Genomic DNA, 26851 nt, shown 5'->3' on the forward strand with positions numbered 1-26851 from the left:
GATGAACACGATGACGACTTCGAGCAAGACGGCCGGCCGGCTGAACGCGATCTGCGATGCGCAGCCCTTCGTCACCCGCTACTCTGTCCGCAACCTGTTGACCGGTGAAACCTTTGGCCGCGGCGCGGACGAAGAGACCCCGTCGGCCAGCACGCGAAAAACCTCGATCATGATGGCGGCGCTGAAGGCTGTTGGCGAGGGCCGCCTCGATCTCAACGAACAGATCGTCTACGAGGAGCGCTTCGCTGAAGAAGTGGCAAGCGGCATCTTCCGTTACCTGACGCCGGGCATCGTCATTTCGCTGCGCGACGCGATCACCGGCATGATGGTGCTGAGCGACAATGTCTGCACCAAGATGGTGTTCGAGCGGCTGACGCTGGAAGAGGTCGATCTCTATTGCAAGACGATCGGCATGAGCGGCACCCATCACCGATTCCTGATCCCGCCTTTGGCGCTGTCGCCAGACCACGCGCTCGGTGCTGTGACGACAACAACGGCAAACGACCAGGTCATGCTCTTGCAGACCATTCTTGATGCGCAGACCTCAAGCGCCGCCGCTGCCAAGCTCGGTTGCCCGATGGAGCTTTGCCAATATGCCCTGCAGACGCTGAAGAACCAGGTCCTGCGCTACGGCATTCATTCGCGCCTGCCATTCGAAACCAAGGTGGCAAGCAAGGGCGGACGCGGCAAGCGCGGCCGCATGGATGCAGGCGTCGTCTACCGCGAGGGCGCGCCGTTCTACATCATCGCCGCCTATACGGACCAGGTGCCGCAGACGATGGAGGACGGGACGCCGGGCTACACGATGTCACTTGAAACCATCGGCAGGCTGTCGCGCGCCTGCTGGGACGAATTCCAGTCATAACCAACCAAAAAAGAGGGTAGAACAATGAAGACAATTCTCCTGGCCAGCACCATGCTGGCAGCACTTGCCGGCACCGCCGCCGCCCGCGATATCGTCGTGGCGCAAAGCTCCGACCTGCGCAGCAACAATCCCGGCGTCAACCGCGACGGCAATACCGACAGCATCATCCTTCATATCGTTGAAGGCCTGGTCGGTTATGCCAACAATGGTGAAGTCAAGCCGCTTCTGGCCGAAAGCGTCGACATGGCGCCGGATGGCCTGAGCTACACCTTCAAGCTGCGTGCTGACGTGAAGTTTCACAACGGCAAGTCCCTGACGGCCGAAGATGTCGTCTGGAACTGGAACCGCTACATGGATCCGGCGACCAAATGGACCTGCCTCAAGGATTTCGACGGCAATGGCGCGGTGCACGTCACCGGTATCAAGGCTGCCGACGCCGCGACGGTAACCATGACGCTCGAAAAGCCGTCCGCCGTTTTCCTCGGCCTGATGTCGCGCCCGGAATGTGGCTATACCGGCATCATTTCACCGGATTCGGTGGCTGCCGGCGGTACGTTCGACAAGCCGATCGGAACCGGTCCATTCCAGTGGGACGAATGGAAGAAGGGCGAATACGTTCATCTGGCCAAGTATGACGGTTATGTCTCGCCGAAAAACGACGGAAAGCCGGATGGCATGGTCGGTTCGAAGCGGCCATTGGCCGATGGTGTCAAATTCATGGTCATCCCGGATGCCTCGACCGTCAAGGCAGGCTTGCAATCGGGTGTGCTGGACACGGCTGAAATCTCCCCCGATCTCATCCCGGAATTCAAGGACAGCGAAACCACGCAGCTGATCATTGCCCGCAACAACGGCAAGAACCTGTTCTATATCCAGACCCGCGATCCCATCCTTGGCAAGCCGGCCATCCGCCGCGCCATGGCCCAGGCACTCGACCTCGATCAGCTGGTCGCCGCCGCATCGAACGGCACGGGAGAGGCGAACGGTTCGATGATCTCCTCGGACAGCGTTTATTACAGCGATGTGCAGAAGAAGCGTCTGCCGTATGATCTGGAAGCGGCCAAGAAGGAACTCGACGCCTCCGGCTACAAGGGCGAACCGATCAGCATCATTGCCAACAAACGTGGCAACGTGCCGAGCTTCCCGGCAGCGGTGATGGCGCAGGCGATGCTGCAGCAGATCGGGCTCAACGTTCAGATCGAAGTGATCGATTATGCCACGCAGGTCGATCGCCGCCGCTCCGGCAACTACCAGATCATCTCGCAATCCGTCTCGCCGCGCCTAGACCCGGCGCTGATGTACAGCTTCTACGTTGGCGACAAGGACAAGAATGCTTCATTGATGTGGGACGATCCGAAGGCGCGCGAACTGATGAAGGCAGCCTATGCCGAAATCGACCCGAAAAAGCGTCAGGCGATCTTCGACCAGTTCCATGAACTGATGCTGCAGGAAATGCCCGGTATCTTCCTCTACGACATGGTTGACGTCTGGGGCGCAACCAAGACGCTGAAGGGCCAGCCGGTCTGGCAGTCCAACGCTCGGCTGTGGGAAGTTTCGGTCGACGACTAAGCGTCCATTGCGCCGCCGCGGCGGCGCATCACCTTCTCTATACGATGAACAGAACCGGCGGATTGCGATCCGCCAGACCGGATTTCCGACGCCGGAATTGCGTCGATACGAGGATACCCATGCCCGAAAAGTCTTCCCTGCTCTCCCTGACCACTGCCATCGACGCCATGGCACCGCAGTTTACCGCGCTCAGCGACCAGATCTGGGATTTTGCCGAACTGAAGTTCGATGAGCACCGGTCGTCGGCCCTGCTGATCGGAATGCTGGAGCAGAATGGCTTTACCGTCCGGAAGAACATCGCGGGTATGGAAACGGCGTTCATCGGCGAGTTCGGCAGCGGCAAACCGGTAATTGCCTTTCTCGGCGAGTTCGATGCACTGGCGGGGATGAGCCAGGTGGCAGGCGCCGATGCTCCGCAGCCACTGACAGCCGATGGCACCGGCCATGGCTGTGGCCACAATCTTCTCGGCGCCGGTTCGTTACTCGCAGCGATTTCGCTTGCCAAACACATGGAAGCTGAGAGCCTGCCAGGTACTATCCGCTATTACGGCTGCCCCGGAGAAGAAGGTGGCTCCGGCAAGACCTTCATGGTCCGCGCCGGTGCGTTCGATGATGTCGATGCGGCGCTGACCTGGCATCCAGCCCCGTTCAACGGGGTTCGGTCCACCAACAATCTGGCCGTGCTCGAAACCTATTACCGGTTCAAGGGCGTGGCGGCGCACGCTGCCAACAGCGCCCATCTCGGCCGCTCAGCACTCGATGCCGTCGAACTGATGAATGTCGGCGTCAATTTTCTGCGAGAACACATGCCGCAGGATTGCCGCGTTCACTATGCCATCACCGACGCCGGGGGGCGGGCCGCCAATGTCGTGCAGGCCAAGGCCGAAGTCCTTTACCTGATCCGCGCGCCGGAAATGACGCAGGCGCTCGCCCTTGCCGAGCGGGTCGGCAAAGTCGCGCAAGGTGCTGCCACGATGACCGAAACGGAAGTCGAAGCCGTCTTCGATACTGCTTCGACCAACCTTCTGCCCAATCTGACGCTTGAAAACGCCATCCATGACAACATGGTCGCACTCGGTCCTGTGCCTTTCGACAATGATGACATTGCTTTCGCACGGAAAATCCAGGCCACCTTTACCGATGAAGCGGTCAAAAGCAGCATTCGCCTCTATCAGATCAAGGGCGACGTCTTTTCCAACGACAAGATCGATGGCTCAACGGCACTGCATCTCGGATTGCGCGCCTTCGAAGGCCAATCGCATTTCCGGGCAGGTTCGACCGATGTCGGTGACGTCAGCCGGGTGACACCGACGGCACAGTGCTGGGCACCCGCCTGGGCGATCGGCACCAACCCGCATACCTGGCAGGTGGTGGCGCAGGGCCGTAGCCCGGCCGCCCACAAAGCGATGGTGCACGCCGCAAAGGTGCTGGCGGCGACCGGCCTTGATCTGGCAACATCGGAGGAACTTCGCTTTGAGGCGAAGGCGGAGTGGGAGAGCAAGATGGAAGGTCAGCCGTATGTCTGCCCGATCCCGACGGACGTTAAGCCGGGACAGTATTAAGCCAATCGGCGCGCCCGCCGGTCAAAAGGTTGGCGGCGTGCAGGCGCTGATGATGTCGCACGCCACCGGGCCGACGCACCGGAACCGGTGGGGGCGGCGGCTTTCGAAATAATAGGCATCGCCCGGTCCAAGGATCCGGCGTTCGTCATCGACGGTGACTTCCAGCCGCCCGGACAGAACAATCCCGCCTTCCTCGCCATCGTGCACCAGCGGCACTTTCCCCGTATCGGCGCCGGGCTGATAACATTCCTTCAGAATCTGCAAACTGCGGCCGAACAGATTATCGCCGATCTGCCGGTAGGAGATCGGACCCTTGCCGATTTCGACCAGCTCGTCGGCCCGGTAGAAAGCCTTCTTCGGACGGTCCGGCTCGAAGGCGAAAAACTCCGCAAGCCCGATCGGGATGCCATCCAGGATACGTTTCAGTGCGCCGACCGACGGGTTGGAGGAATTGGACTCGATCAGCGAAATCGTCGAATTGGTCACGCCCGCCCGCTTGGCCAGTTCCCGCTGCGACAGATTGTTGAGCAGCCGCACATGGCGCAACCGGTTTCCGATATCGACCGACATGAGTTTTCCTGTTTCGCATGTTCGAAATATCGAAACTATTACAACCCCCACCAAGCTTTTTCAATGACTTATGGCTCAACAGAAAAGGACTTGTTTGGGCATATAAAATCATGGCGTCATCGCACTCTCACAGGAGGTCGCCATGAACCAGCACAGCAAGCCAAACACCCCGGTACTCGACAGTTACTGGATGCCATTCACTGCCAATCGCCAATTCAAGGCGGCGCCACGCCTGCTCGCCTCGGCCGAAGGCATGTATTACACCAGCATCGACGGGCGGAAAATTCTGGATGGCACCGCCGGCCTCTGGTGCGTCAATGCCGGTCACGGCCGCCGCCAGATCGCCTCTGCCGTCGAGCGCCAGCTGCTCAATTTGGACTTTGCACCGTCCTTCCAGATGGGCCACCCGATCGCCTTCGACTTTGCCGAGCGGCTGGCGGAGATTGCGCCCGGCGGTCCGGATGGCAAGCTCGATCGCGTGTTCTTCACCGGCTCCGGCTCGGAATCCGTCGACACCGCCCTCAAGATTGCAATCGCCTTTCAGCGGTCGATCGGGCAGGGGACGAGGACACGGCTGATCGGCCGCGAGCGCGGTTATCATGGCGTCGGTTTCGGCGGCATTTCCGTCGGCGGGTTGGTCAACAATCGCCGCGTCTTCCCGCTTGTTCCCGGCACCGACCATTTGCGCCACACGCACGATCTTGCCAAGAATGCGTTCGTCAAAGGACAACCGGAGCATGGCGCCGAGCTTGCCGACGATCTCGAAAGGCTGGTCGCCCTGCATGGCGCCGAAACGATCGCCGCCTGCATCGTCGAGCCGGTTGCCGGTTCCACCGGCGTTCTGATCCCGCCGAAAGGCTATCTTGAGCGGCTGCGCAAGATCTGCTCGACCCACGGCATCCTGTTGATCTTCGACGAAGTCATTACCGGCTTTGGACGCCTCGGCGCGCCTTTTGCCACCGACTATTTCGGCGTGACACCCGATCTCGTCACCACGGCAAAGGGCTTGACCAATGGCGCTATCCCGATGGGGGCCGTCTTTGCCAGCCGCAAGGTGCACGATGCGCTGATGCACGGGCCGGAGGGGCAGATTGAACTGTTTCACGGCTACACCTATTCCGGCCACCCCGCAGCCTGCGCCGCCGGCATCGCAACGCTCGACATCTACCGCGACGAGGATTTGTTGACCCGCGCCGTTGATCTGCAGGACGATTGGCATGTGGCCATGCATTCGTTGAAGGGTCTGCCGCACGTTTCGGATATCCGCACGATCGGCCTGATCGCTGGTATCGAGCTTGCCTCTCGCGATGGGGCGCCCGGCGCACGCGCCTACGATGTCTTCGTCGATTGCTTCGAACGCGGCCTGTTGATCCGCGTCACCGGCGATATCATCGCCTTCTCGCCGCCGCTGATCGCCGAAAAATCCCATATCGAAGACATCGTCTCGATGCTCGGTGATGCGTTGAAGCGGGTCCAATAGTCCCACGCTTGAGCCGCCCGGCAGTTCGTCGTAAACATGCCGGGCGGTTGATTTTGAAGGAGATCCAGCATGGACCGGTTCACCGGCGGTTGCCTGTGCGGGAATGTCCGCATTGTGGCGTCAGGCTCCCCATACCGAGTCGGCCTTTGTCACTGCCTCGACTGCCGCAAGCATCACGGAGCCATTTTTCATGCCTCCGCGATATTCCCGCAGGAGGCGGTAACAATCTCCGGCGAAACACGCGACTATGCCGGGCGGTTTTTCTGTCCCCGCTGCGGCTCTCCCGTTTTTGCACGCAGCGCAGACGAAATCGAAGTCAACCTCGGTTCTCTGGACACGCCCGGCCAACTGATCCCGACCTACGAACTCTGGACAGTTCGCCGCGAATCCTGGCTGCCGCCGTTTCCGCTCGTGAAGGGATACGATCGCGATCGCGATGACACGACCCGCTTTGAGCCGTAGTCAGTGTGAAGACCACTATGAGATGACAGAGACGTTTTAGGTCACTCTGGAAGACCTGCCCTGCGAAACCCATCAACGAAATGATCAAGCACCGCCGCGTCACGGAATGGCTCCGTCTCGGCCCAGTGGCGAATACTAAAATAAGGGTTGGAGACGAGAAACAGTTCGGTCTCTACATGCGCCTCGTCGAGGCGGCCCAGCTGAGCAAGGCTTGCGGCCAGGAATCGGCGCGAGCTTGTGCTATAGGTCTGGTCATTGCGCAGGGTTTCGGCAGCGGCTTTGTAGTCACGGGCCGCATATTGCGCCTGGCCGAGGGTCAGGTAGTACCAGCTTGCGGGATAAGGGTTCAGCCGGAAAGCCTTGGCGATGGACTCAAGTCCCTCCTCTATTCGCCCGGCCAGGACCGCAATGTCGGACAAGGCCGCAAAAGTATCGGCCTCGTTCGGGTCAAGCTCGATCGCATTGGCAAACTCCGCCTCCGCCTCGGAAAAGCGATGCTCATAGGCGAGCAGATAGGCTAGAATCCAGCGGCAACCTGCCCCGTTGGGATCGATCGCGACAGCCTTGCGAGCGAACGCCAGAGCAACGCTGCGATCAGGCTCCGTTGGGCCACCGGAATGCACCCATCCCATCCACTGGTTCATGGCAAGCCATCGATAGGCTTCGGCATATTCCGGATCAAGCGAGACCGCGCGCGTCAACATCAGGTGCGCTTCCCTGGCACTCTGTGGCGTGTCATCCATCAGTTTGCGCGCCCGCACACAGAGATCGTAGGCCTCCATATTTTTCGGCCGGTTGCGCGGAAAGGGTGCGCGCAGATGGCCAAGGAGTGCCTGCACAATCCTGGCGGTCACCTCGTCCTGGACGGCAAAGATATCGTCCAGGCTACGATCGAAGCGTTCCGCCCACAGATGATCGCCGCTCAGCGCATCGACCAGCTGGACGTTGATGCGAACGCGCCCTTCGGCGCGTCTTGCGCTACCCGTGAGCAGGTAGCGGACGCCGAGTTCCTCGACAATCGCGCGCATATCCATCGGCTTGCCCTTGTAGGAAAAAACCGAATTGCGGGCGATGACGAACAGACCGGAGGTCCGGGAAAGGTCGGTAATCAGGTCTTCGGTCAACCCATCCGCAAACACGCCCTGCTCTGGATCGTTGCTGACATTCACGAAGGGCAGCACGGCGATTGATGGCTTGTCGGGCAGCGACAAGGGTTTCCGTTTCGCATCGCTGAGCTGTGTGATGGGGCCTATGAAACGGTAACCGATGCGGGGAACCGTTGCGATCCATTCACCGCCTCCAACCGGCGGCCCCAGCAGCTTGCGCAACTGCGCGATCTGGACGGTGAGGTTGCCTTCCTCGACGGCCGTACCCGGCCATGCCGCGTCCATCAAATCGCCCTTGGCTAGGATTTCGCCGGGCCGCCCGGCGAACGCGGCAAGCAGTTTAATCCCCCGATGGCCAACGGCAACGGGTTCGCCGCTTCGGAGGAGCGTTCCCGCACCCGGATCAAGCACGAATGGACCAAAGGCAAAGCGCAATCCCTGCATAGGACAAATCTATAATCCGTTTGGAACTTTTTGCGAACGTTTTGGAAGAGCTTAATTACGGCGCTGATCGCATCCCGCAGAATCCGTCTCCATCAAGTCAGAGGCATTTGAGCCTCAAAACCTATGGAGCTTGCCATGCATGATACCTGCGCTATCACATCAGCCCGGCATCTTGAGGCGTGGGCAGATGCGTCCACAGGGCAAAAAGATCTGCCACGCTGGAACCGCCTAAGGACCTTGCGAGGCCTCATCCTGACTTGGCGCAGGCGGGACCGCTTCCGCTGGGAGCTTCGGCAAAAATCTCGGGACAATCCTCATCTGATGGACGATATCGGCCTCACAAGGTGGCAGGTCGAGGCGGAGATCGCCAAGCACTTTTGGCAACAATAGGTAAATGCCGCAATGACATCCGATCGCCAGTTTCCCAATACGGCAAAGGTTCGCCAACATCAGCGAAACGCTGTATTCGCGGGCAAGGATCAGGTTCCATGGGCGCCGATGACGGGCATCATCGCGACCGTTACGGTGTTCGCCGTGGCACAAGGACTGACCTACCCACTACTCTCCTTCCTCTTGGAACGGCAGGGAACGCCGTCCGGCCTGATCGGCTTGTCGGCGGCGATGACACCGTTAGGTTTCGTTGTATCCGCCCCGTTCGTCCCGGCGCTGGTGCGCCGCATCGGTGGAGCGCCGTTTGCGATCCTGTGCTCGGTCTTTGCGGCAGGCACCCTGGCAGCAATAGCCTGGACACAGGACATCTGGGCCTGGATGCCGCTCCGCTTTCTGCTCGGCTTCTTCGCCAACCCGCTTTACGTCATCAGCGAAACCTGGCTGATGACGATCACACCGCCGCCACGCAGGGCCGGCATCATGGGCCTCTATTCGGCGATCGTGTCCAGCGGCTTTGCCATCGGCCCACTGTCGCTCCACGTGGTTGGCACCGAGGGTTGGCCGCCCTTTATCATCGGTATCGTCGCCTTCATTTTGTGCGGCCTGATCTTGCTTGCGGTCGTGCCACGACTGCCGGATCTATCTCATGGCGGCGCGACAACATCAGTTCGCAGATTTTTCGCATTGGCGCCACTTCTGTTGTTTGCGGTTTTCACGGCCGCCGCCTTCGAACAGACCCTGCTTTCCCTCTTGGCGGTATATGGCGCAGCACTTGGCGGTACCGAGAAGCACATCGCTTCGCTCGTCACTTGCTTCATAACAGGCAATGCCGTGCTGCAGATTTTTCTCGGGCGCGTGGCAGACAAGGTGGGCTCGGCGCGAACCATGTTGATCTGCGCTCTTGCGTCACTGGTCGGCTGCCTCGCTCTGCCGGCAGCCTTCGGTTCATGGCTTATCTGGCCGCTCGTTTTCGGCCTGGGCGGAGTTTCGTTCGGGATCTACACCCTTTCGCTGATCCAGCTTAGCGAACGTTTCACAGGCCAAGCCTTGATCGCCGGCAACGCAGCTTTCGCGCTCGTATGGGGTGTCGGCGGCATCGTCGGATCACCCGCGACAGGTCTCACGATGCAGGCGGCCGGCCCCCAGGGACTGCCCTTGTCCCTAGGCCTGGTGTGTGGCGTACTGGCAGCGTTTCTGACCATGGAAAAATGGCGGGCCGAAGCCTCCAAGCCGCCGGAAAAGCGCGCGACGGCCAACTGTCTTTTACAGCGTCTCCAGAGGTTAGGCGGTTGGGCGGCTCGATGGAAACCATGCGGAAGCAGCCTATCAGTCCGCGGAGAAGTCGATGATTTAAGCGAAGGACAATTGCTGGACCTGGGTATCACCCGGGTGACACGGCGGGCACGGTGGTCAGACAGTTGCGAAACGCGGCTTGCAACGGACTACATCGAGTATCGTATCCACTCGGAGGCGATCGCTGGGACCAATTCGCCAGAGAACTGTCGATTCCGGCTAAGACCTTCTCTTGCGATTAGGTTGCGTCGCGCTGGGTGCGCAGATTGGCGACGACGCGGCGGTTCTGCACCTTGCACGAACGATCCGTGCAGTCACGAACTTCACGGTCGTTGCCATAGCCCTTGGCCCACATGCGCCCTGGATCGACACCCTTCGAAGCGAGATAGGCCATCGTCGCTTCGGCACGCTTCTGCGACAGCGTCTCCATTTTGGACCCTGACCCGGAATCGTCGGCAAATCCCTGAAGCTTGACCAGCCAACGCGGATTGCTGTTGAGCCAAGCCGCCTGGTTATCCAAGGTTGCCTTGGCGACGGAATCGAGCGCGGCAGAGTCCTGCGTAAAATAGACCCGCCGGCCAACATTGAGGATGAAATCCTCTTCACTGCCGGCCGAGACAGTTTCGAAACCGGGGGCCGGATCGTTGGTTTGGCCGGTCATCGGCACTGCCGCGGGCTCTTCGACGGAGGCGATATCGGCGGTGTTGCAGGCGGCGAGCGCCAGGAGCGTGGCCGCAGCCAAAAGGTGCCGCGCGTATCCGATCATAACAGACATCAGGGATTCCTTATTCGACCGGGGTGGCGTCACTGACCTGGGGAGCCTGGTCGGCAATATGCGGCAGAACCTGCACAGCCGTGCCGATGGGGCAACGCTGATAAAGGTCGATCGCGTCTTCGTTGAACATGCGGATGCAGCCGCTGGAGGCATCCTTGCCGATACTGCCCGGCTCCAATGTACCGTGAAAGCGGTAACCGGTATCAACACCATCGCGGTGGAGGTACATGGCCCGCGGGCCGAGCGGGTTTTTCGGCGAGCCTCCATCAACAAATTCAGGCAATTCTGGATGCCGTTTGCGCATGTCGGCTGGCGGCGTCCAGCGTGGCCACAGGGATTTCTGGTCAATCGTGGCGCGGCCAAACCACTTGAAGCCATCACGGCCGACTCCGACGCCGTACCGGATTGCCGTCTTGTTCTCCATGATCACGTAGAGAAAATGGTGTCTCGTATCGACAACAACTGTGCCGATCGGCTCGCTACTGAAATACTTGACGACCTGGCGGCGCCACTGCTTGTCGATCTTGGCAAAATTGGTCGTCCGGAACGTGACGCCGTTATCGACCGCCGTACCGGAAAAATAGGAAGCAGCTGCGGCAAACACCGGATTCGGGACAGTCCCGGCTCCAAGTAACGCCAGACCGCCAAGCAACATATCTCTGCGAGTCGACACCATCGGCAATATCCCCCAAAAGCCAATTATCGAAATGGCAGTAAATCAGATTTTTCATTTGCCACAACAGAAAACTCTTCGGCATCGAATCTTTCGCCGAACTTCTGCGCAGTGCGCTTCGGCGGCTGACAGGCCACGACCGTGGGCGTTTTGGGAGGTGGATCAACCGTCGATGGCTGTACCGATGGACCAACAATGGGAACATCGCCTGTTGCTGCCTTAGCCGATGCTATTCAACGGAGTGATCACGAGAGGTGGCGCTTGAAGAAGCCGAGGACTGCACCCCGCATTGACCACGTTTCCCGATGTCCGACGCCAGCCTCTTCCAACAATGTCACGGCATTTGTAGCAGCAGCTGTTTCATAGGCGGCCACCGTCTGAATGAAAGCGCGCTTGATCGCGAGTGGTGGCGTGAGCGGATCGTCCAGCCCGGCACAGATCAATTGCGGCCGTGGGACGATCAGGCCCGCGATCTCGCCGGTCGAGGTCTCTGCGAGAAGTCCGGGGATGGTAAGATAATGGCCATGCAAGTCATGTGCACCGGTCTCGACCAGCGTCGCAAAATCGGCGTAGCAGCAGAGATGCGCGGCAGCCGTAATGCGTGTGTCGATGGCCGCCAGGAAATAGGTGAGCGTTGCGCCCATCGAAATGCCGGTCATGCCGATACGAGTGGGGTCAACGTCCGGGCGTACGGCAAGCCAGCTCAGAGCGGCGGCCTGCTCGCCGAGCATTTGACCAAACAGAGTCCGGCCGTGCCAGAGGGCCGCCTTGGTTGCGGCGCTTTCGGTGACATGAGCGCGTTCGCCGAACGTCGGCATGTCGATGCAGAGCGTGACGTAGCCTTCCCGGGCGAGGATTGGGCCGGGAGCATCAAGGAGGGCAGGCCGCCCATCGATCAGTTCGCTGGCGCCGATATCATAGCGGGCGCCATGCGCATGGGCGTAGAGGACGGCTGGGCCGGGTCTCGCGCTGCTGGGTGGTCTCGTCAGGAAGCCACGGATTTCTTCGCCGCCGGGCAGGCGAAACCGCAGGCGTTCGACGGCGTAATCGTCATGCTCCACGACAGTTGATGCCACGAGATCCAGCGATGATTTCGTTACGCTAAGCAGGGTCTTCAGCCGTTCAATGGCGATAGGCATCTGCGATCCCCACATTAGCGCACGAGCCAGCCGCCATCGACGGGAACGGTGATGCCGGTGACGTAGCCGGAACTCGGCGAGGCGAGGAATAGAACGGATGTGGCAAGATCGTCCGGTGTACCCCAGCGGCCCATCGGGATACGGGCCGAGATCTGGGCGTTACGGTTGGCGTCGTTGCGCAAGGCCTCGGTATTGTCCGTTTCCATATAACCGGGCGCTATGGCATTGACGGTGATGCCGTGCGGGGCAAGCTCGTTGGCCATGGCTTTCGTCAGGCCGGCAATGCCGTGTTTGGAGGCTGTGTAGGCTGGCACGCGGATGCCGCCCTGGTAAGACAGCATCGAGGCGACATTGATGATGCGGCCAGTCCGTTTCGTCTCGACCATATGCCGGGCAACGGCTTGCGACAGTAGGAAGGCCGACTTCAGGTTCACGTCGAGGACGTCGTCCCAGTCTTCTTCCGAATGATCGAGCAGATCGGCGCGGCGGATGATACCGGCATTGTTGACGAGAACATCGATGCCACCGAGTTCAGAGACAACCGAGGCGATAATATCTTTCGCGTCGAATTTCTGTGAGAGATCGACTTCAAGCGCATGAAGCCGGCGGCCGGTCTGCCGGATGGCTTCGGCCGTTTCCGGCATCGGACTGGAGCCGAGGGCGGCGATATCGGCGCCCGCACGTGCGAGCGCAAGTGCCATGCCCTGGCCAAGTCCCGTTCGCGCGCCGGTAACCAGCGCCACCGTGCCGGAGAGATCAAACAGCGTGCTCAAGACGCAACCCCTTCTCGTTGAACAGATGGAGGGGGGCCGAAGACAACGAAAGATTGATATCCGCCCCCGGTGTCAGGTTATGCTGTCCTGGCGCCACGACCAGGATTTTCTGACCGGCGACATCGGTGTGGACGATGGTCTCGGAACCGAGCGCTTCGACCAGCTTGATCTTGGCCGCAATGCCTTCGCCGCCGTTGCCAATCGAAACATGCTGTGGTCGGACGCCGAGCGTGATGGCGGAGCCGTTGGCAAGGCTGCTGGCGGCCACCGGCAGTTCCAGCCTGTTGCCGCCTGCAAAGGTGGCGACGGCTTTGCCGGAAGACGAGGGTTCCACCGAGCCTTCGAGGAAATTCATATGCGGTGAGCCGATGAAGCCGGCGACGAAGCGGTTCGCCGGGGAGTTATAGAGTTCCATCGGCGTGCCGACCTGTTCGATGCGTCCGGCACGCAGCACGACGATCCGGTCAGCCAAAGTCATCGCCTCGACCTGATCGTGGGTGACGTAGATCATCGTTGCCGACAGCCGCGCATGCAAAGCCGCCAGTTCGGCGCGGGTCGAGCCGCGCAGTTCGGCATCGAGGTTGGACAGTGGCTCATCAAGCAGGAAGGCGACGGGACGGCGCACGATCGCCCGGCCGATGGCGACGCGCTGGCGCTGGCCGCCGGAGAGCTGACCGGGGCGGCGGTCGAGATAGTGCTCGATTTCCAGCATGCGGGCCGCTTCGGCGATGCGCGTGGCAATCTCCGCCTTCGGCATCTTGGTATTTTCGAGACCGAAGGCGAGGTTCTGGCGCACGCTCATATGCGGATAGAGCGCATAGGACTGGAATACCATGGCAAGGCCGCGATCGGCGGCGGGGATGGCGTTGACCACCTTGCCGTCAATGGCGAGCTCGCCTCCGGTTGGTTTCTCAAGGCCGGCAATCATTCGCAGCAGCGTGGACTTGCCGCAGCCGGACGGTCCGACGAAGACGACGAGTTCGCCATCAGCGATCTCCAGATTGATGCCATGGAGCACGTCGATCGCGCCGAACGACTTGGTGATATTGGTGAGTTTGATGTGTCCCATGATGCACCCTTATTTCAGGCCGGTTCCGGCGATGCCGGTGGTGATGAAGCGCTGCAGGAAGAGGAAGACCAGAACCACGGGGATCATGGTCACGACGGTCATCGCCAGGATGAAATGCCACTGCACATTGAGTTCGCCGGAATAGATGCTCAGCCCCACTTGCAGCGTATAGAGTTCCTTGCGCGACAGCACGATCAGCGGCCAGAGGAAATCGTTCCAGCGCCAGACGACGGAGAAGATGGCAAGCACGGCGAGCGCCGGTGCGGTCAACGGCAGGATGATCCGCCAATAGATCTGCCATTCCGATGCCTTGTCCATCCGAGCAGCGTCGAGCAGTTCGTCGGGGATCGTCAGCATATACTGCCGCAGGATGAACACACCGGTCGGTGTCGCCACCGTCGGCAGGATCACGCCCCAGAGGTTGTTGAACAGGCCGAGCGCCGAGACGATCGAATAGAGCGGAACCATGATGACCGACAGCGGCACCATCAGTGTCGCGAGGATCAGAAGCATCGCGAATGTCCGGCCGCGGAACTCGTATTTGCTGAGCGCAAACGCGGCCATGGAATTGACCACCAGGGTGATCAGCGTTGCCGTCACCGTGACAAAGACGGAGTTCCAGAGGTAGCGGACGAAATCGAAATGGGTGAAGGGCTCGGTGTAGTTTTCGGTCGCGAACGACATCTCCCGGACCGGCGCGCGCTTGGCGATGTTGACCTTGACGATCTCCGTCGGCTTCTTGGGATCGACCATCTGGCTGACGGTGCCGATGCGGCGCACTTCAGCGAGTGTCGCGGTGCTGCCGTCTTCCAACGTCGCTGTGTAGAGATCGAGCGGTTTGTCATAGCCTTCGACCGTCACTTTCTGGGTGACATAAGGCAGGATTGTCGGCGGGAATTCAGCAAGGGCCGCCGGTGACTTAAAGGATGATGCGGTCAGCCAGACGGCCGGGCCGAACATCACGAACAGACCCACGACCAGCCAGACCCAAGTGACGATATCCGTCCAGTGCCAGCCTTTGCCACCCTTGCGGCGAAACAGGAATTCGGTAACGCGGCTCATTTGCGAGCTCCCTTCTTGTCGCGGGAACGGCTGAGGCCGAGTTGCATGAGTGTGAGGACAACGAGCACCAGTCCCATCAGGATCGAGGCAGCAGCCGCAAGGCCGGGATTGCGCAACTGGGCGGCAAAGCCGGTCTCGTAGATGTACTGCGTGACAAACAGCGTGCTGGTGCCAGGCCCACCGCCGGTCAGCACATAGACTTCATCGAAGATCTGTACAGCGCGGATCAGCACCAGCACGATGACAACGAGCAGGTTCGGCATTAGGAGAGGCAGGGTGATGCGGCTAAAGACGCGCATCGCTCGCGTTCCGTCCATCTCGGCAGCCTCGTACAGATCCTTCGGGATGGCCTGCAGGCCCGCGAGAATGATCAGCGTGTAGAAGCCCATATGCGCCCAAATCGAAACGCCGACGGTGGCGGCGAAGGCCCAATTGCGGTCGTTGAGCCAGACATGCGGGTCGAAACCGAAACCGTAGAGACCGAAATTGAGGAGGCCCTGGCGCTGCAGGATCCATTTCCAGATCAGGCCCACGACCACGGGTGACAACAGCACCGGAAAGAAAAACACGGCGCGCCAAAAACTGCGGGCCATCAGGTTGCGGTTGAGGATCAGGGCGGTGATCAGCGACACGGCGATCATCAACGTGACCTGGAGGATGACAAACCAGCCGGTATTGCCGACCGCCGTCCAGAACGTATCTTCAGCACATGTATTGGGGGCCAGATAGTTCGAGCAGTCGAACAGCCGCGTATACTGATCGGCCCCGACGAAGGTGCGATCCGACAGGAAAAGCGCCGAGCCGCCGGTCATGGAATAGGCGAAATTGATGAAGAACGGTAGAAGCACGAAGATGCCGAAGATCAGCATGTTGGGCAGCAGGAAGAATGCCGCCATCCCGCCAAGGCCAAACGTCTTCTGAACCCAGCGCAAAGGGGCATCAATGACGCCCATGGCAAGGCGTACCGGCATCATGGCGGCTTCGCCCAGGCTCTGGCTTGTCCGGCTCTCGCTGGTCTGGCGGGTTATGTCTGCCATCGTTGATCACTTTCCCCTTGCCGGATGAACGGCGGTGACGTCCGGCCATCACCGGCGATACGAAACGGGCGGCTGAACGGGGATAGCCCGCCGCCGCCCGCGTTTCGCTGTTTAGAGAGCCGAGTCCTTGACCTTGGCGGCAATATCCGCGTCGATGCGGGTATAGGCCTCCTCCAGGGTCATTTCACCAGCCGCTGCCTGACTGACTCGGGTGACGAGGGCGCCGTAGATCGTATCGGACCAGGCCCAACCGGGCAGTTTGCGGGCGAGGTCTGCCAACGACGTCGATGCAGTAACGAAGATGCCAAGCGCCGTTTTTGCCTGTGCATCGTCAGTCTTGAAGTCCAGTCCCTTTTCGATCACGCCCTTGTGGGCCGGCAGGAACAGGGTGCGCTCGGAAAACTCCTTCACGACCGGCTCACTTGCCAGATAGTCCATGACCTTGGCGACGTCTTTTGGATTTTTGGTGTACTTGATCGCTACCAGACCGGCACCACCCGGCATGCCGGTGCAGTTTGCCGGGCCGCAGGGGCTGCCGGTCGCAACCCAATCGAAGTTCGAACCGATCTTGGTGGAGAAGTTCGGCACCTGCCAGGAGCCGGAATAGTAGAAAGCAACCTGACCGTTAATGAAGTCGTCGGCGCCGGCGCGATACGTCGAGCCCGCAGCCGATACCCAGACGTCCTTGCTCATCGTGCCGTCTTCGATCCAGCCGATGAACTTGGAGATGAAGGCTTTGGAGGCCTCATCGATCGGTGCCGGCTTGCCGTCTGCGCCGATATAATTGGCACCGAAAGCGAGCTCAGGCGCGGTCAAGCGATGCCCGGAGCGGTCGAGCGCCATCGGGAAGGGTATCTGTTGACTTTCGGCGACCTGCTTGGAGGCTTTTGCCCAGTCATCCCATGTGGCATCCTTGCCGGGAAGGGCAACGCCGGCCTGTTCGAACAGCGTCTTGTTGGCAAAGCCGCCGGTCAGCGTGATCTGCGTCATGAAGCCGGAAATCTGATCGGTGCCGTCGGGACGCATCCAGTCGGCCTGATCGCCAAAATTCGTATCCCAATAGGCGGCATCGGCAACCAGTGGCCGCAGATCCAGCCAGTGTTTGCTGAGCGCCTTCAGAGCGGTAACGCGGGCAATATCCGGGCCGTCGCCAGCCTCGAGCTGCACCGGCAGTTGTTCGCGTACAACGCTGTAGGACACATTGTCGATGGTGACCTTGATATCCGGGTTGTCCTTCATGAAGCGGCCGATGAGGTCTTTCAGGACCTCGCCCTCGACGCCGTCGGAATACCACATGATGCGCACATCCCCGGCCAATGCCGCCGTGGAGGTCAAAAGCCCGACGGCGAATGCCGCGAGCATCGTTTTTGTCCTTGTCGTTGCCATTGTCTTCCTCCTCCTCTGGGTGCAGGCTTCTCCTCGCCCGCATTTGAACGGGCGCCGGCTCTCCTTGCCGGCGCTTCGCCTTTAGTGTGCGGCCAACATGGCAACCTCGCCTGCGACCGTGAAATCCTTCGGAACGATCGTCCGGTCTTCGGCCTCGACCGATCCATCCTTGCGGAAAGTGACCGTGCCATAATCGGGGTCTTCGACCACGAGCGAGCCGTCTGCCGTCTCCGCAACGGATAGCGAGGCGAACCGGCTTTCGACACCAGCGAGATCCGAGGATTCGCAAACACGGACGATCCAGCGGGTGTTCTGGCCATATTGGCGCAGTTCCGCATTGGCTGATGGGCCTGTCGTCACCGGCTGCAACTCGGTACTGCCGAGCAGAATGACCGCGCCGCCGCCGCTACGGGCCAAAGCCACCCGCCCTTTCACGCTGCTTTCGTCGAACTCGGCGACCGGGAACCAGGCATGGGTGAAATCGGGTTGTTCCTCGAAGGTCAAAAAGTCGAGTACGGCCAGCCCCCGGTACTGGTGGGCGCGAGGGAGGGTGCCGCACCCACCCCAGAAGGACGGCCGGCCGTACCCGAACTGAATGGTCTCGCCGGGATGGTTGATCCAGACGGCTGCTTCCGGCCGCTTGCCGAGACGCAGATGCAGGACGGTTTCCTGATAACCCCACTCATTCCAGCGGTAGTGGGCTGCAGAGCCCATGGCGAAATCGCGGCTCTTGTAGTGATAGAGCGCGGCAAACCGGTCCTGGCCCTGGGCGAACCGCCATTCCTGATGTTCGCCGGCTTGATGACTGGCAACGGCGGCGAGTGTTTCGGGAATGATCAAACCGTGATCGCGCAGGCAGACCGCAAGCTGCGGCAGAGCATGGACACGCCGACCATACCAGCCGGCGCCCCACAGCAGGCGGGCGACTCCCGAAAGCTCCAGCGAGCGGCCGGCGCAAAGCGTGTGTTCGTAGGAGCGCCCCTGCGCTGCCGTGACCATGCCGTGGTGGGCGGAGCGGGCGATGACTTCGCACAGGCGGATGATCCCTTTCTTGGCGCGCTCGGCGATATCCGCATCGGGCGACAGCGCGGCGAGTGCCGTCAGGCCCTTGAGATCAATCGGGAAATATGGCGCCGAGTTGAACTCCGCCATCTCCCAAGCCTCGAAATGATCGAGCCAGGCGCGCACGCGGGCGGCACCAACGGCGCTTTGCTCGGTCCCCTTGCGGCCGGAGCGGGCGAAGGTTTCACCGGCCAGCAGATGTCCGGCGAGATAGGCGGACGTATGGAATAGCAGGGCGTGGTTTTCGGAGAAATACCACTGAACATCGTTGCCGGGTTCGTCCATCCAGTAGCGGAAATCGAGGATGGCACGATCGATGCGGGCGCGGGTCTTGTCGCCGATGTCCTTGCCCCAGACGGTACGCGACCACAGGAGCGGCACGAGCGAGAAATCGGCGCAATCGTGGCAATCCTCGATCGACGGCAGAATTTCCTCGATCATCGCATCGGTATCGGCGCCGGAGCGGCCACTGGCGAGCCGTGCAAATGCTCGAACGGTGTCACGTTCGGAGAATTCCGAGACTTCGGTGAGCGTCTCCGTGATGCGTTCGGCAAGCGCCGCCGGTGCAGTGCCCTGCCGGGCGGTGTGGCAGATTTCGATACCGAGCGAGCGCGATGCAACGAAGCTGCCGGCTTTCAGCGTGATGCGGAAGTGACGGAAATCGGCAGGGGCATTTTCGGAAGGACCGATCACCAGACGGGCAGCACCCGCCTTGAGGGTGAAATCGTAGTCGAAGCGTTCGGTCGACATGAAGTCGCCTTCGACCGCAACATTGACATCGACATCCACGGGCAGAGGCTCGGCAAGCAGCAGGGTGATATCGCCTTCGAAATAAGCCGTGCGCTCAAAATGCATGCTGTCGAGGGCGGCCTCGATTGTCTCAGCCACCTTGCCTTCGACCGGCACAGGAACGGCGACGCTCGCCGCCGGGCCATTGAGATAGTCAAGCTGGAAGAAATAGCGGGCGTCGCGTTCAGCGAGATCATCGAAGAAGATCGTGACCTCGTTCAGGCCTTCCTGCAGCAGCAATTCGAACTCGGCCTTTGCCTCGAGATTGCGGCTATAGGGAGCCATCCAACCAGCTTCCTCGCCGTTCAGCCAAAGGACCGCGCCGCCGCAAGTGCCGAGGCGAACCTTGGCGGTTCCGGCTTTCTCAGCCGCAATGAATGTGCGGGCAAAAATGGCAAGCCGGGTCGGGCGGAACCAGAAGCCGGAGAGGTCGAGCCGTGGGGAACCGAAAGGCAGCCACCAGCGGGCGGCTTCGAAAGCGCCACGGACATCGGGACGTTTGCCACGATAGGTTTCGGCAAAGATCGTGCGGCAAGGATATTCATGCGGAATGAAGTTCTTATGCTTGGTGAGAAAGAAGAACGGGTCCATCTCGCCCTTCATCGGCGCATCCGGCACGTCGAAACGCTCTTCGGCAATCGTTCCGAGCTGCCAGTAGCGGATGGCATCGCCAGCGTTCAGTTTGCGGTTCATCAGGGATCTCATCGGGGTCATTTCAGCTCTGCCAGGGCTACCGGGGCCACGTCGTTATATTCCTGGTTTTCTCCGGTCATGCCCCAGACGAAGGCATAGGGGCCGGTGCCGGCGCCCATATGGATAGACCAGGCGGGTGACAAGACGGCGTCACCGTTGGCGACGATCAGATGGCGGGTCTCTTCAGGGCGGCCCATCAGATGGATGATGCGATCTTCCGCCGCCATGTCGAAATAGCAGTAGGCTTCCATGCGGCGCTCATGCAGGTGCGGCGGCATGGTGTTCCAGACGCTGCCTTCGGCCAGATCGGTAATGCCCATCAACAGCAGGCAGGACGGCGTGACTTCCGGGTGAATATACATGGCGAGGCGGCGCTTGTTCGACCGGCGGCCGTCGCCCAGATCGACGGCCTTCGATTCCGATTTCCTGATCAGCTTGTGTGGAATGTCGGCGCCGGCTGGGACCGAGTTCATGTAGAAACGGGCCGGGGTCTTTCCCGAAAGGCTCGTCATGACGATCTCGCGGGCACCGCGGCCGAGATAGAGCACGTCGCGGTTTTCCAGCGTAAAGGATTGCCCATCGACAGTGATAGTGCCGGTGCCGCCCAGATTGGCGATGCCCATTTCACGCGCCGACAGGAGATAGGGTGTGCCGATTTCGTCGCCAGAGCCGAACGTCACGCTTTTGGAAACCGGCATCGCGCCACCGAGAAGCAGGCGGTCGACATGCGTATAGGTGAAACTTGCTGCGTCCGGCACGAACAGGTCGGTCATCAGGAAAGCGCTGCGGAGCTTTTCCGTGTCATAACCTTTGACGTCTTCCGGGGCTGCTCCATACAAAATCTTCATCGTCATGCTGCTTGTCCTTCTTGGCCGACGTGCTGTAAGCCTTCGGAAAGGCACAGGATGGCAAGTGCCTGGCCATAGCCGGTCGGTTGAATGGGGATGTCCTTGTAGAACTGGAGGTCATGGCCCATGCGGGTGCCATAGGAAACGTTTCCGACAGTGCCGGTCTCGTCGATGTTATCCATGACTACCTGTAAGGCCTTGAGGCCAGCTTCACGCCAAGCCGGCGGGCCGAGGCCGAGGCGGTAGCCCTTCAGCAGGCCGTAACCGATCCCGGCGGTGGCGGAAATTTCTTCGTAGGAGGTGGCATCGTCGAGCAGCGTGCGCCATGCGCCGGATGGAGCCTGCAGCGACAAGAGCGCATCGACCTGCGCGACCAGAACACCTTGCAGGAAATCCTTCACGGGCTTGGCAAGCTCGGCGAGATCAAAGAGATCGAGCAGGCCTGCCGTGATCCAGGCATTGCCGCGTGCCCAGCGCGCTTCGGCGAAGTTGTGGCGGCCATCGAATGTCCAGCCATGGAACCAGAGACCGGTGTGCGTGTCGGCAAGATAACGGGTGTGAACGAGAAACTGACGCGAGGCTTCATCGACCAGTTCACGGCGACCGCTGGCCTGACCATAGGATGCGAGGAACAGGGCGACCATATAGAGCGTGTCATCCCAAAGCTCGTCGTGATTGACCTTGTCGGAGACATGATGCTCGAAGCCGCCTTCCGGCGTGCGGCCAAGCTCCGCCAGCACCCGGTTTGCCCATTCATCGAGAACCGGCTGCCAACGTGGATCACGGGTTTTTGCCCAGAGGACTGACAGGCCGAGCATTGGCGCGGTAGTGTTGACGTTGAGCTGCGGCAGGCCTGCTTCGATGCGTTGCGCATACCATTGTTCGACAAGCTGGCGCAGATCGTCGCGGCCGGTGAAAAGCCAGAGCTTGATCAGGCCATAGAGGCCGACGCCCTGCGGCCATTCCCAGCTGTCGAAGCTGATATAGTCGCCGGCAGTGCCATCGAGATTGGGCTCATGGAAACGGCCGTCATGCTTGAGGCCGGTTGTTCCGGCGACAAGGCGATCGAGACCATTGCTGATATCGCGGCCATCTGGACCCATGAATGCTCCTCCACATGTGCCGCTCTTCAGGGCGGCTCGTTGGCGAAATAAATGCACGTCGAATTTTGTTGCGCAATCTGAAAATTTTTCTCATGTTGATGCAACGGAGATCGATATGGCTGTCAAACCCATCGCGGGCAAACGCGGAAAGAAGAGCAGGCGGGTCCGCTTGGAGGACATTGCCGAGGCGTGCGGCGTCTCACTGAGCACAGCGTCGCGGGCGATTGCGGGCGAAAAAGGGGTGCGGCCGGAAATCCGCCAGCAGGTGCTCGAAGCGGCAAAGATTGCCAATTACGTCATCCCGACAGCGGTCGCGGGCCAGAAGGTCATTCTGGCCGCGTCGAGTGCGGCGATGATCGATTATGTCCGCAACCAGTTCACGCTCTACGTGCTTGAAGGACTGAAGGAACGGGCACAAGCACTGGGTCTCGAGATCGTCACACGGCCAATTGCCGACCGCAACGAGGAACTGGCGGTTCTCAAGGAGGCGCAAGACGATCCGCAGGTTGCAGGCCTCTTGTTTCTAACGGTCGATGACGAGGGCATGCTGGCCGCGACCCGCGGCTTCGACAAACCGGTGGTACTGCTCAACAGCGACGATCCGTTCATGCGGCTTTCCAGCGTCACGCCCTGCAACCGGTCCAGCGCGCGGCTGGCCGCCGATCACCTGATCGGGCTTGGTCATGAGCGCATCTTGTTTCTGATGCGGCCGGGGCGACGCACCATTGAGCGGCGCTATGAGGGCTGGAAGGATGCGCTGTTGCATCACGGGCTTGCCGCAGACACGGATCTGGTCGTTCCGGTCGAGGACTGGCTGCCGGAACTGGCAGCGCAGGCCATTGCCTCACGGATCGCGGCGCGCGGGCTTGATTTTACCGCCGTTCTGGCCGCAGGTGACAGTCTCGCCGTCGGCGCGATGATGGGCGTCCAGCAGCGGGGCTATTCGGTGCCGGGCGACGTTTCCGTCATGGGCATGGACGACCTGCCGCAGGCATCCTTCCTCAACCCGCCGCTGACGACAATGCATATCCCGATGCGCGAGATCGGCTCGGTCGCGCTCGACCTTTTGCGCGACAGCCTCTCGGGCCTGCCGATGCCGCCGCGCCGCGTCGAACTCGCCTGTCATCTGGTCGAGCGGGCATCGACGGGACAGCGGCGGCCAATGTAGTCACGATCCAACCGAAAACCGTATCCGTGCCCGGCGATAGGCATCGGGGATCGACAGTGCCCAGATGAACAGACCGCCCGCGTGTCTCCCGATAAAGGACTGTTCCGGCGTGGTGGTCATGTAGGTCAGGAACGAAAACAACAGGACGAACAGCGCGAATGCCAGCCCGCGGCGTGCTTCGCCGACGGCGACATGGCCGGCACCCGGCAGGATGATCGACAGAAGAAGAACGAGATAGGGATTTATCGGTTTCGACACGAGCAGCCTTCAAGCAACTTGCAAGACAGGCACACTGTCTGCTTCAGCGTAAATCGTACTCAGGCCTGCCGTCAGCGCAATGGCCTGAGCGATCGTTGCAGCCGGAACCGTCTCGAGCGAAAACCGTGCCTGCCGCAAAAACATGTGCGCCGCACGCTCCCCTTGCGATGCCTGATAAACGAGCCGGGCCGCCTTCGCGGTAATCACCGCCTCCTTGACCTTTTGGTCAGCAAACAGGCGCTGGAAATGCCGCCCGGCCAGCGCCGCCTGCTCAGCGTTCGCCCGTCCGTCACCACGCATCAGCAAGGAAATGCCCATCTGGGGCGGACTCATCCATTCCGGAAAGCCGTGAACGAGCGAATAGTATTCCGAACCGGTTGGACGGGCGAGCGCGCCGAGTGACGGACAGTCCCGTGCAGCACGCTCAAACAACGTCACCTTCAGCCAGAGTTGTGGCAGGCGGCGTGTCACCATCGTATCGGCAATCAGTTCGATCCTGACATGGCGGCCATCGCCGATCCATCCGGTGACGATGGGAAACTGATCCGCTGCAATGCTGATGCCCGGTTCGGTGAGCAGCCCATGGGCTTCGTCGAGCAACCGGCCGCGCTGTTGCATGGCCTGCCGATGTCCACGGATGGCGGCGCGGACGAACCAGGCGACAGCCAAAAGGGCAAAGGCGAAGAGCAGATAATAGATCGTCAACCCTGTTCCCTCCGGATACTGGACCCGCAGCCACTGATCAGGCTGCGGATTGTGTTCAGATCAATACCCCTCCGGCCGTGGCCAGGGCATGGTGAACTGGTCGCCTCGACGCACGAACCGGTAGCGCCGGAAGTGGAACCACAGCGATGCAATGATATAAAAACTGACCATCGCGATGAGCTGCGTCCCGTATCCGAGGAAGACGGCGACATAGGCGGTGGCGCACAAGATCAGAAGCACGATCGTCGGCAACGGATGCATCGGGTGGACGTAACCGCGCTTGATCGTATCGAGAGGCCATTTCTTGCGGAACATCACCATGTTGAAGGTCATGAACGTGTAGCCCAGCAGCCCGGACAGGATCGAGAACGTGACGACCTGGTCGAGCGGCGCGCCGAGCGCGAAGATCAAGGCAATCGGCACGAGGAAGATGATCGAGCGATACGGTGTGCGATAAACCGGATGCACGGCACCGAACCAGATCGGCAGATAACGGTCGCGGCCCATCGAGAACCAGGCGCGTGACGCATCGTTGATGCAGCCGTTTGCCGAAGCGAGCGTCGAGAACATCGTGCCGATGAAGAGCAGAACCATCAGCCCGCGATTGCCCGTAACACGCGCCGCATCAAACAGCGGTGTGCCGGCCTGGCCGAGATATTCCCAAGGAATAAGCCCGGAGCAGACATACCAGGTCATGGTCGCGGCGATCAGCAGCGTCATGATGCCGGCCATGGTGCCGTAGGGAAGAGAGCGGGCAGGTGAACGCACTTCCTCGGCAGCCTGGCAGGTGCCTTCGATGCCGAGGTAATACCAGAGGCCGAAATGCAGCGAGGCCAGGATACCGATCCAACCATAAGGCATAGGATCGGTCGTCACCGCCGAGAAATCGAGCGGAACGCTCGACACGCCGAACTGCACCGACAGGAACAGGGCGATGATGGCCATGAAGGCGATGGCGGTGATGACGAGATTGAATGTCAGCGTTGCCAAAACGCCGCGATAATTCAGCCATGCCAGAAACATGATGCAAAGCACGATGAACGGCTGCTGATGCAGGCCGCTATGGCCCTGCATTCCGGCCACCGTATCGAGCAGGAAGCCGATAGTGATGGCATTGGCAGCCTCCAGCATCGTATAGGCCATGACCAGAAACAGCCCGACATTGAAGGCCATCAACGGCCCGACGATGTGCTTGGCCTGCGCATATTGGCCGCCGGCGGCGGCAACCGTCGATGTCACCTCGGAATCGATCATTGCCACGCAGGTGTAAAGCAGGCCAGCCACCCAGCAGGCGATCAGGCCGGCAATCATGCCGCCTTTGCCGACGGCAAAATTCCATCCCATATATTCGCCGACGAGAACAATGCCGACGCCGAGTGCCCAGATATGGGCGGGACCAAGGACGCGCAGCAATTGCAGCCGTTCAGGCTGACCGGGAGCAGTTTTGGTGTCTACCATGTCCAGGCCCTCACAGCGTGTGACGTTCAGCTGCCGCCTCGATCTCACCTTCGCGGGATGATGTCAGCAGCTCATTGTCATAGGTCGTATCGATGCGGATCATGTCCGACAGCATCAAAAGGGCAAAGAGCGCCGAAAGGGCCCATGCCGCATATTCCAGAATAGTCCAGATATCCATTGGAGCCCCACTATCTCTTCTTGACGCCGAAGCGTTCAGCAATGACGTCGCGATATTCCTTGTCAGACAACCGCACCACCAGCACGAAATACCCGATCACCAGGATTGCCATGACCACGAGGGCCATCCAGCTGAACGAATAGTCAAAACGGGCGGTGATGATATCGTTGGCGGCGGCCGGATCAGTGACGCCTAGGGCTGCCCATTGCTGCTGCTCGGTGGCGTTCTGTCCAAGGGCTTCCCATGTCGGGTTGGCGATAGGCGCGGGTGTTTTGGCCGCACCTGCCAGGCCAAGATAAAGTGGAAGATAGAGCGCACCGACGGTCAGGACCAGAAGGGTAATGACGTCGAAAATCTGCCCGGCAAAACTCTGCTTCGGCGGTTTGTAAGCCATAATCTCCTCCTAACGCCGGCGCCGGCGCATCTCATCGAGATGCTTGAGGTCGAGCCCGTAGATGAAATGCTTGTCCTCGTGATAGTGCCGGAGCATCGCCACGATGGCAGCGGTGTTGAACACCAAGACCAGACCACAGGCGGCCGTCAGGATGATACGGATGGCAGGTACGGAGATGTACGGCCAGATCGTCACCAGTGCGAACACCATGGTGCACCACAGCACGGTTATAAAGACAATCAGGCCGGCCCTGTCGCGGGAATGCATCCGGTCGATGCGCGTCGCAAGGTGCGCGTCGGCACCTGCCTCGTGGATTATCATGCGTTCCTCCCAGAATACGCCTTCAAGTCCAATGTTGCCTTAAAGGCAAATTATTTTCCTCCAACGAATATTGCGCCGCATCCGATTGGTCAAGACAGCCATGCGCCAAAATGCCGCATTTACCAAAAAAGAAGCCGATAATGAGCGGCCGCATGCTGCTGAGCCCGGCGGTCGTGGTCCACTTAAGAAAATTAGGATTGACTGTTTCAACTATGACAA

General features: G+C 60.4%; 26 protein-coding genes and 1 pseudogene. 8 read left to right on the forward strand and 19 right to left on the reverse strand.

All coding sequences use genetic code 11. The features are described from left to right. Position 1 precedes the first annotated feature (1 nt). From ASC96_RS07020 to ASC96_RS07030, 3 genes are all read left to right on the forward strand, one after another. Positions 2-865: a serine hydrolase gene (locus tag ASC96_RS07020; protein WP_060502330.1), complete on the forward strand. Its 864-nt coding sequence runs from the start codon at positions 2-4 to the stop codon at positions 863-865. A gap of 24 nt (positions 866-889) precedes the next feature. Beyond that, positions 890-2434 carry an ABC transporter substrate-binding protein gene (locus ASC96_RS07025; RefSeq protein ID WP_060502331.1) on the forward strand — a complete coding sequence of 515 codons (1545 nt, stop codon included), beginning with the start codon at positions 890-892 and terminating at the stop codon, positions 2432-2434. A 119-nt stretch (positions 2435-2553) separates the two neighbouring features. Further along, the gene (locus ASC96_RS07030) at positions 2554-3996 is read left to right on the forward strand and encodes a M20 family metallopeptidase (protein WP_060502332.1); all 1443 of its coding nucleotides are present in this window, start codon (positions 2554-2556) and stop codon (positions 3994-3996) included. 21 nt (positions 3997-4017) lie between these two features. On the opposite strand, the gene ASC96_RS07035 is transcribed toward ASC96_RS07030, so the two are convergent. Beyond that, on the reverse strand, positions 4018-4566 hold the full coding sequence (locus ASC96_RS07035; RefSeq protein WP_060502333.1) for a cupin domain-containing protein: 549 nt from the start codon (positions 4564-4566) through the stop codon (positions 4018-4020). Between the two features lie 142 nt (positions 4567-4708). On the opposite strand from ASC96_RS07035, the gene ASC96_RS07040 reads away from it, so the two are divergent. Then, a complete protein-coding gene (locus tag ASC96_RS07040) occupies positions 4709-6046 on the forward strand; it encodes an aspartate aminotransferase family protein (protein ID WP_060502334.1) in 1338 nt (445 codons plus the stop codon). Between the two features lie 69 nt (positions 6047-6115). Further along, positions 6116-6508 (forward strand): GFA family protein, encoded by a 393-nt coding sequence (locus tag ASC96_RS07045; RefSeq protein WP_060502335.1) that lies wholly within the window; start codon positions 6116-6118, stop codon positions 6506-6508. Between the two features lie 41 nt (positions 6509-6549). Here ASC96_RS07045 and ASC96_RS07050 read toward each other — a convergent pair whose 3' ends face one another. Next, a complete protein-coding gene (locus ASC96_RS07050; RefSeq protein WP_060502336.1) occupies positions 6550-8058 on the reverse strand; it encodes a winged helix-turn-helix domain-containing tetratricopeptide repeat protein in 1509 nt (502 codons plus the stop codon). A gap of 135 nt (positions 8059-8193) precedes the next feature. On the opposite strand from ASC96_RS07050, the gene ASC96_RS33730 reads away from it, so the two are divergent. Then, the gene (locus ASC96_RS33730; protein ID WP_244481917.1) at positions 8194-8448 is read left to right on the forward strand and encodes a DUF1127 domain-containing protein; all 255 of its coding nucleotides are present in this window, start codon (positions 8194-8196) and stop codon (positions 8446-8448) included. A gap of 108 nt (positions 8449-8556) precedes the next feature. Beyond that, positions 8557-9693: pseudogene (locus ASC96_RS31570) on the forward strand (MFS transporter); the annotation flags it as partial. Between the two features lie 286 nt (positions 9694-9979). Here ASC96_RS31570 and ASC96_RS07065 read toward each other — a convergent pair. The 11 genes from ASC96_RS07065 to ASC96_RS07115 all read right to left on the reverse strand — a co-directional run bounded on the left by ASC96_RS07065 (position 9980) and on the right by ASC96_RS07115 (position 22150). Next, positions 9980-10516, reverse strand: a complete 537-nt coding sequence (locus tag ASC96_RS07065) for an OmpA family protein (RefSeq protein WP_060502338.1) — start codon at positions 10514-10516, stop codon at positions 9980-9982. Positions 10517-10526: 10 nt separating this feature from the next. Further along, positions 10527-11192 carry a L,D-transpeptidase gene (locus ASC96_RS07070; protein ID WP_060502339.1) on the reverse strand — a complete coding sequence of 222 codons (666 nt, stop codon included), beginning with the start codon at positions 11190-11192 and terminating at the stop codon, positions 10527-10529. 242 nt (positions 11193-11434) lie between these two features. Continuing rightward, positions 11435-12328 carry a dienelactone hydrolase family protein gene (locus tag ASC96_RS07075; RefSeq protein WP_060502443.1) on the reverse strand — a complete coding sequence of 298 codons (894 nt, stop codon included), beginning with the start codon at positions 12326-12328 and terminating at the stop codon, positions 11435-11437. Positions 12329-12342: 14 nt separating this feature from the next. Next, positions 12343-13101: a 2-dehydro-3-deoxy-D-gluconate 5-dehydrogenase KduD gene (gene kduD / locus ASC96_RS07080; protein ID WP_060502340.1), complete on the reverse strand. Its 759-nt coding sequence runs from the start codon at positions 13099-13101 to the stop codon at positions 12343-12345. Beyond that, positions 13085-14170, reverse strand: a complete 1086-nt coding sequence (gene ugpC, locus ASC96_RS07085; protein ID WP_060502341.1) for a sn-glycerol-3-phosphate ABC transporter ATP-binding protein UgpC — start codon at positions 14168-14170, stop codon at positions 13085-13087. Before ugpC ends, kduD begins: the two co-directional genes overlap by 17 nt. 9 nt (positions 14171-14179) lie before the next feature. Further along, the gene (locus ASC96_RS07090) at positions 14180-15232 is read right to left on the reverse strand and encodes a carbohydrate ABC transporter permease (protein ID WP_060502342.1); all 1053 of its coding nucleotides are present in this window, start codon (positions 15230-15232) and stop codon (positions 14180-14182) included. Continuing rightward, positions 15229-16269, reverse strand: coding sequence for a sugar ABC transporter permease (locus ASC96_RS07095; protein WP_060502343.1), 1041 nt, complete (start codon positions 16267-16269; stop codon positions 15229-15231). The genes ASC96_RS07090 and ASC96_RS07095 overlap by 4 nt, the downstream gene beginning before the upstream one ends. Positions 16270-16380: 111 nt before the next feature. Continuing rightward, on the reverse strand, positions 16381-17655 hold the full coding sequence (locus ASC96_RS07100) for an ABC transporter substrate-binding protein (protein ID WP_060502344.1): 1275 nt from the start codon (positions 17653-17655) through the stop codon (positions 16381-16383). Positions 17656-17736: 81 nt separating this feature from the next. Then, positions 17737-20199 (reverse strand): hypothetical protein, encoded by a 2463-nt coding sequence (locus ASC96_RS07105; protein ID WP_244481925.1) that lies wholly within the window; start codon positions 20197-20199, stop codon positions 17737-17739. A gap of 17 nt (positions 20200-20216) precedes the next feature. After that, a complete protein-coding gene (gene kduI, locus ASC96_RS07110) occupies positions 20217-21053 on the reverse strand; it encodes a 5-dehydro-4-deoxy-D-glucuronate isomerase (RefSeq protein WP_060502346.1) in 837 nt (278 codons plus the stop codon). Continuing rightward, on the reverse strand, positions 21050-22150 hold the full coding sequence (locus tag ASC96_RS07115; protein WP_060502347.1) for a glycoside hydrolase family 88 protein: 1101 nt from the start codon (positions 22148-22150) through the stop codon (positions 21050-21052). The genes kduI and ASC96_RS07115 overlap by 4 nt, the downstream gene beginning before the upstream one ends. Before the next feature lie 115 nt (positions 22151-22265). On the opposite strand from ASC96_RS07115, the gene ASC96_RS07120 reads away from it, so the two are divergent. Further along, positions 22266-23318, forward strand: a complete 1053-nt coding sequence (locus ASC96_RS07120; RefSeq protein WP_060502348.1) for a LacI family DNA-binding transcriptional regulator — start codon at positions 22266-22268, stop codon at positions 23316-23318. Here ASC96_RS07120 and ASC96_RS07125 read toward each other — a convergent pair whose 3' ends face one another. The 6 genes from ASC96_RS07125 to ASC96_RS07145 are packed head-to-tail and all read right to left on the reverse strand — an operon-like array spanning position 23319 to position 26632. Continuing rightward, the gene (locus ASC96_RS07125; protein WP_060502349.1) at positions 23319-23576 is read right to left on the reverse strand and encodes a hypothetical protein; all 258 of its coding nucleotides are present in this window, start codon (positions 23574-23576) and stop codon (positions 23319-23321) included. Between the two features lie 9 nt (positions 23577-23585). Continuing rightward, the gene (locus tag ASC96_RS07130; protein ID WP_112834654.1) at positions 23586-24281 is read right to left on the reverse strand and encodes a hypothetical protein; all 696 of its coding nucleotides are present in this window, start codon (positions 24279-24281) and stop codon (positions 23586-23588) included. A 60-nt stretch (positions 24282-24341) separates the two neighbouring features. After that, complete coding sequence (locus ASC96_RS07135) at positions 24342-25739, reverse strand: amino acid permease (RefSeq protein WP_060502350.1); 1398 nt, start codon at positions 25737-25739, stop codon at positions 24342-24344. Positions 25740-25749: 10 nt separating this feature from the next. Beyond that, a complete protein-coding gene (locus tag ASC96_RS32510) occupies positions 25750-25917 on the reverse strand; it encodes a hypothetical protein (RefSeq protein WP_162246331.1) in 168 nt (55 codons plus the stop codon). A gap of 10 nt (positions 25918-25927) precedes the next feature. Next, the gene (locus ASC96_RS07140) at positions 25928-26311 is read right to left on the reverse strand and encodes a hypothetical protein (protein WP_060502351.1); all 384 of its coding nucleotides are present in this window, start codon (positions 26309-26311) and stop codon (positions 25928-25930) included. Positions 26312-26320: 9 nt separating this feature from the next. Continuing rightward, positions 26321-26632 carry a hypothetical protein gene (locus tag ASC96_RS07145; protein ID WP_060502352.1) on the reverse strand — a complete coding sequence of 104 codons (312 nt, stop codon included), beginning with the start codon at positions 26630-26632 and terminating at the stop codon, positions 26321-26323. Positions 26633-26851: the final 219 nt, after the last annotated feature.

The organism is Rhizobium sp. Root1204, assembly GCF_001424965.1.
GTDB lineage: Bacteria > Pseudomonadota > Alphaproteobacteria > Rhizobiales > Rhizobiaceae > Pararhizobium.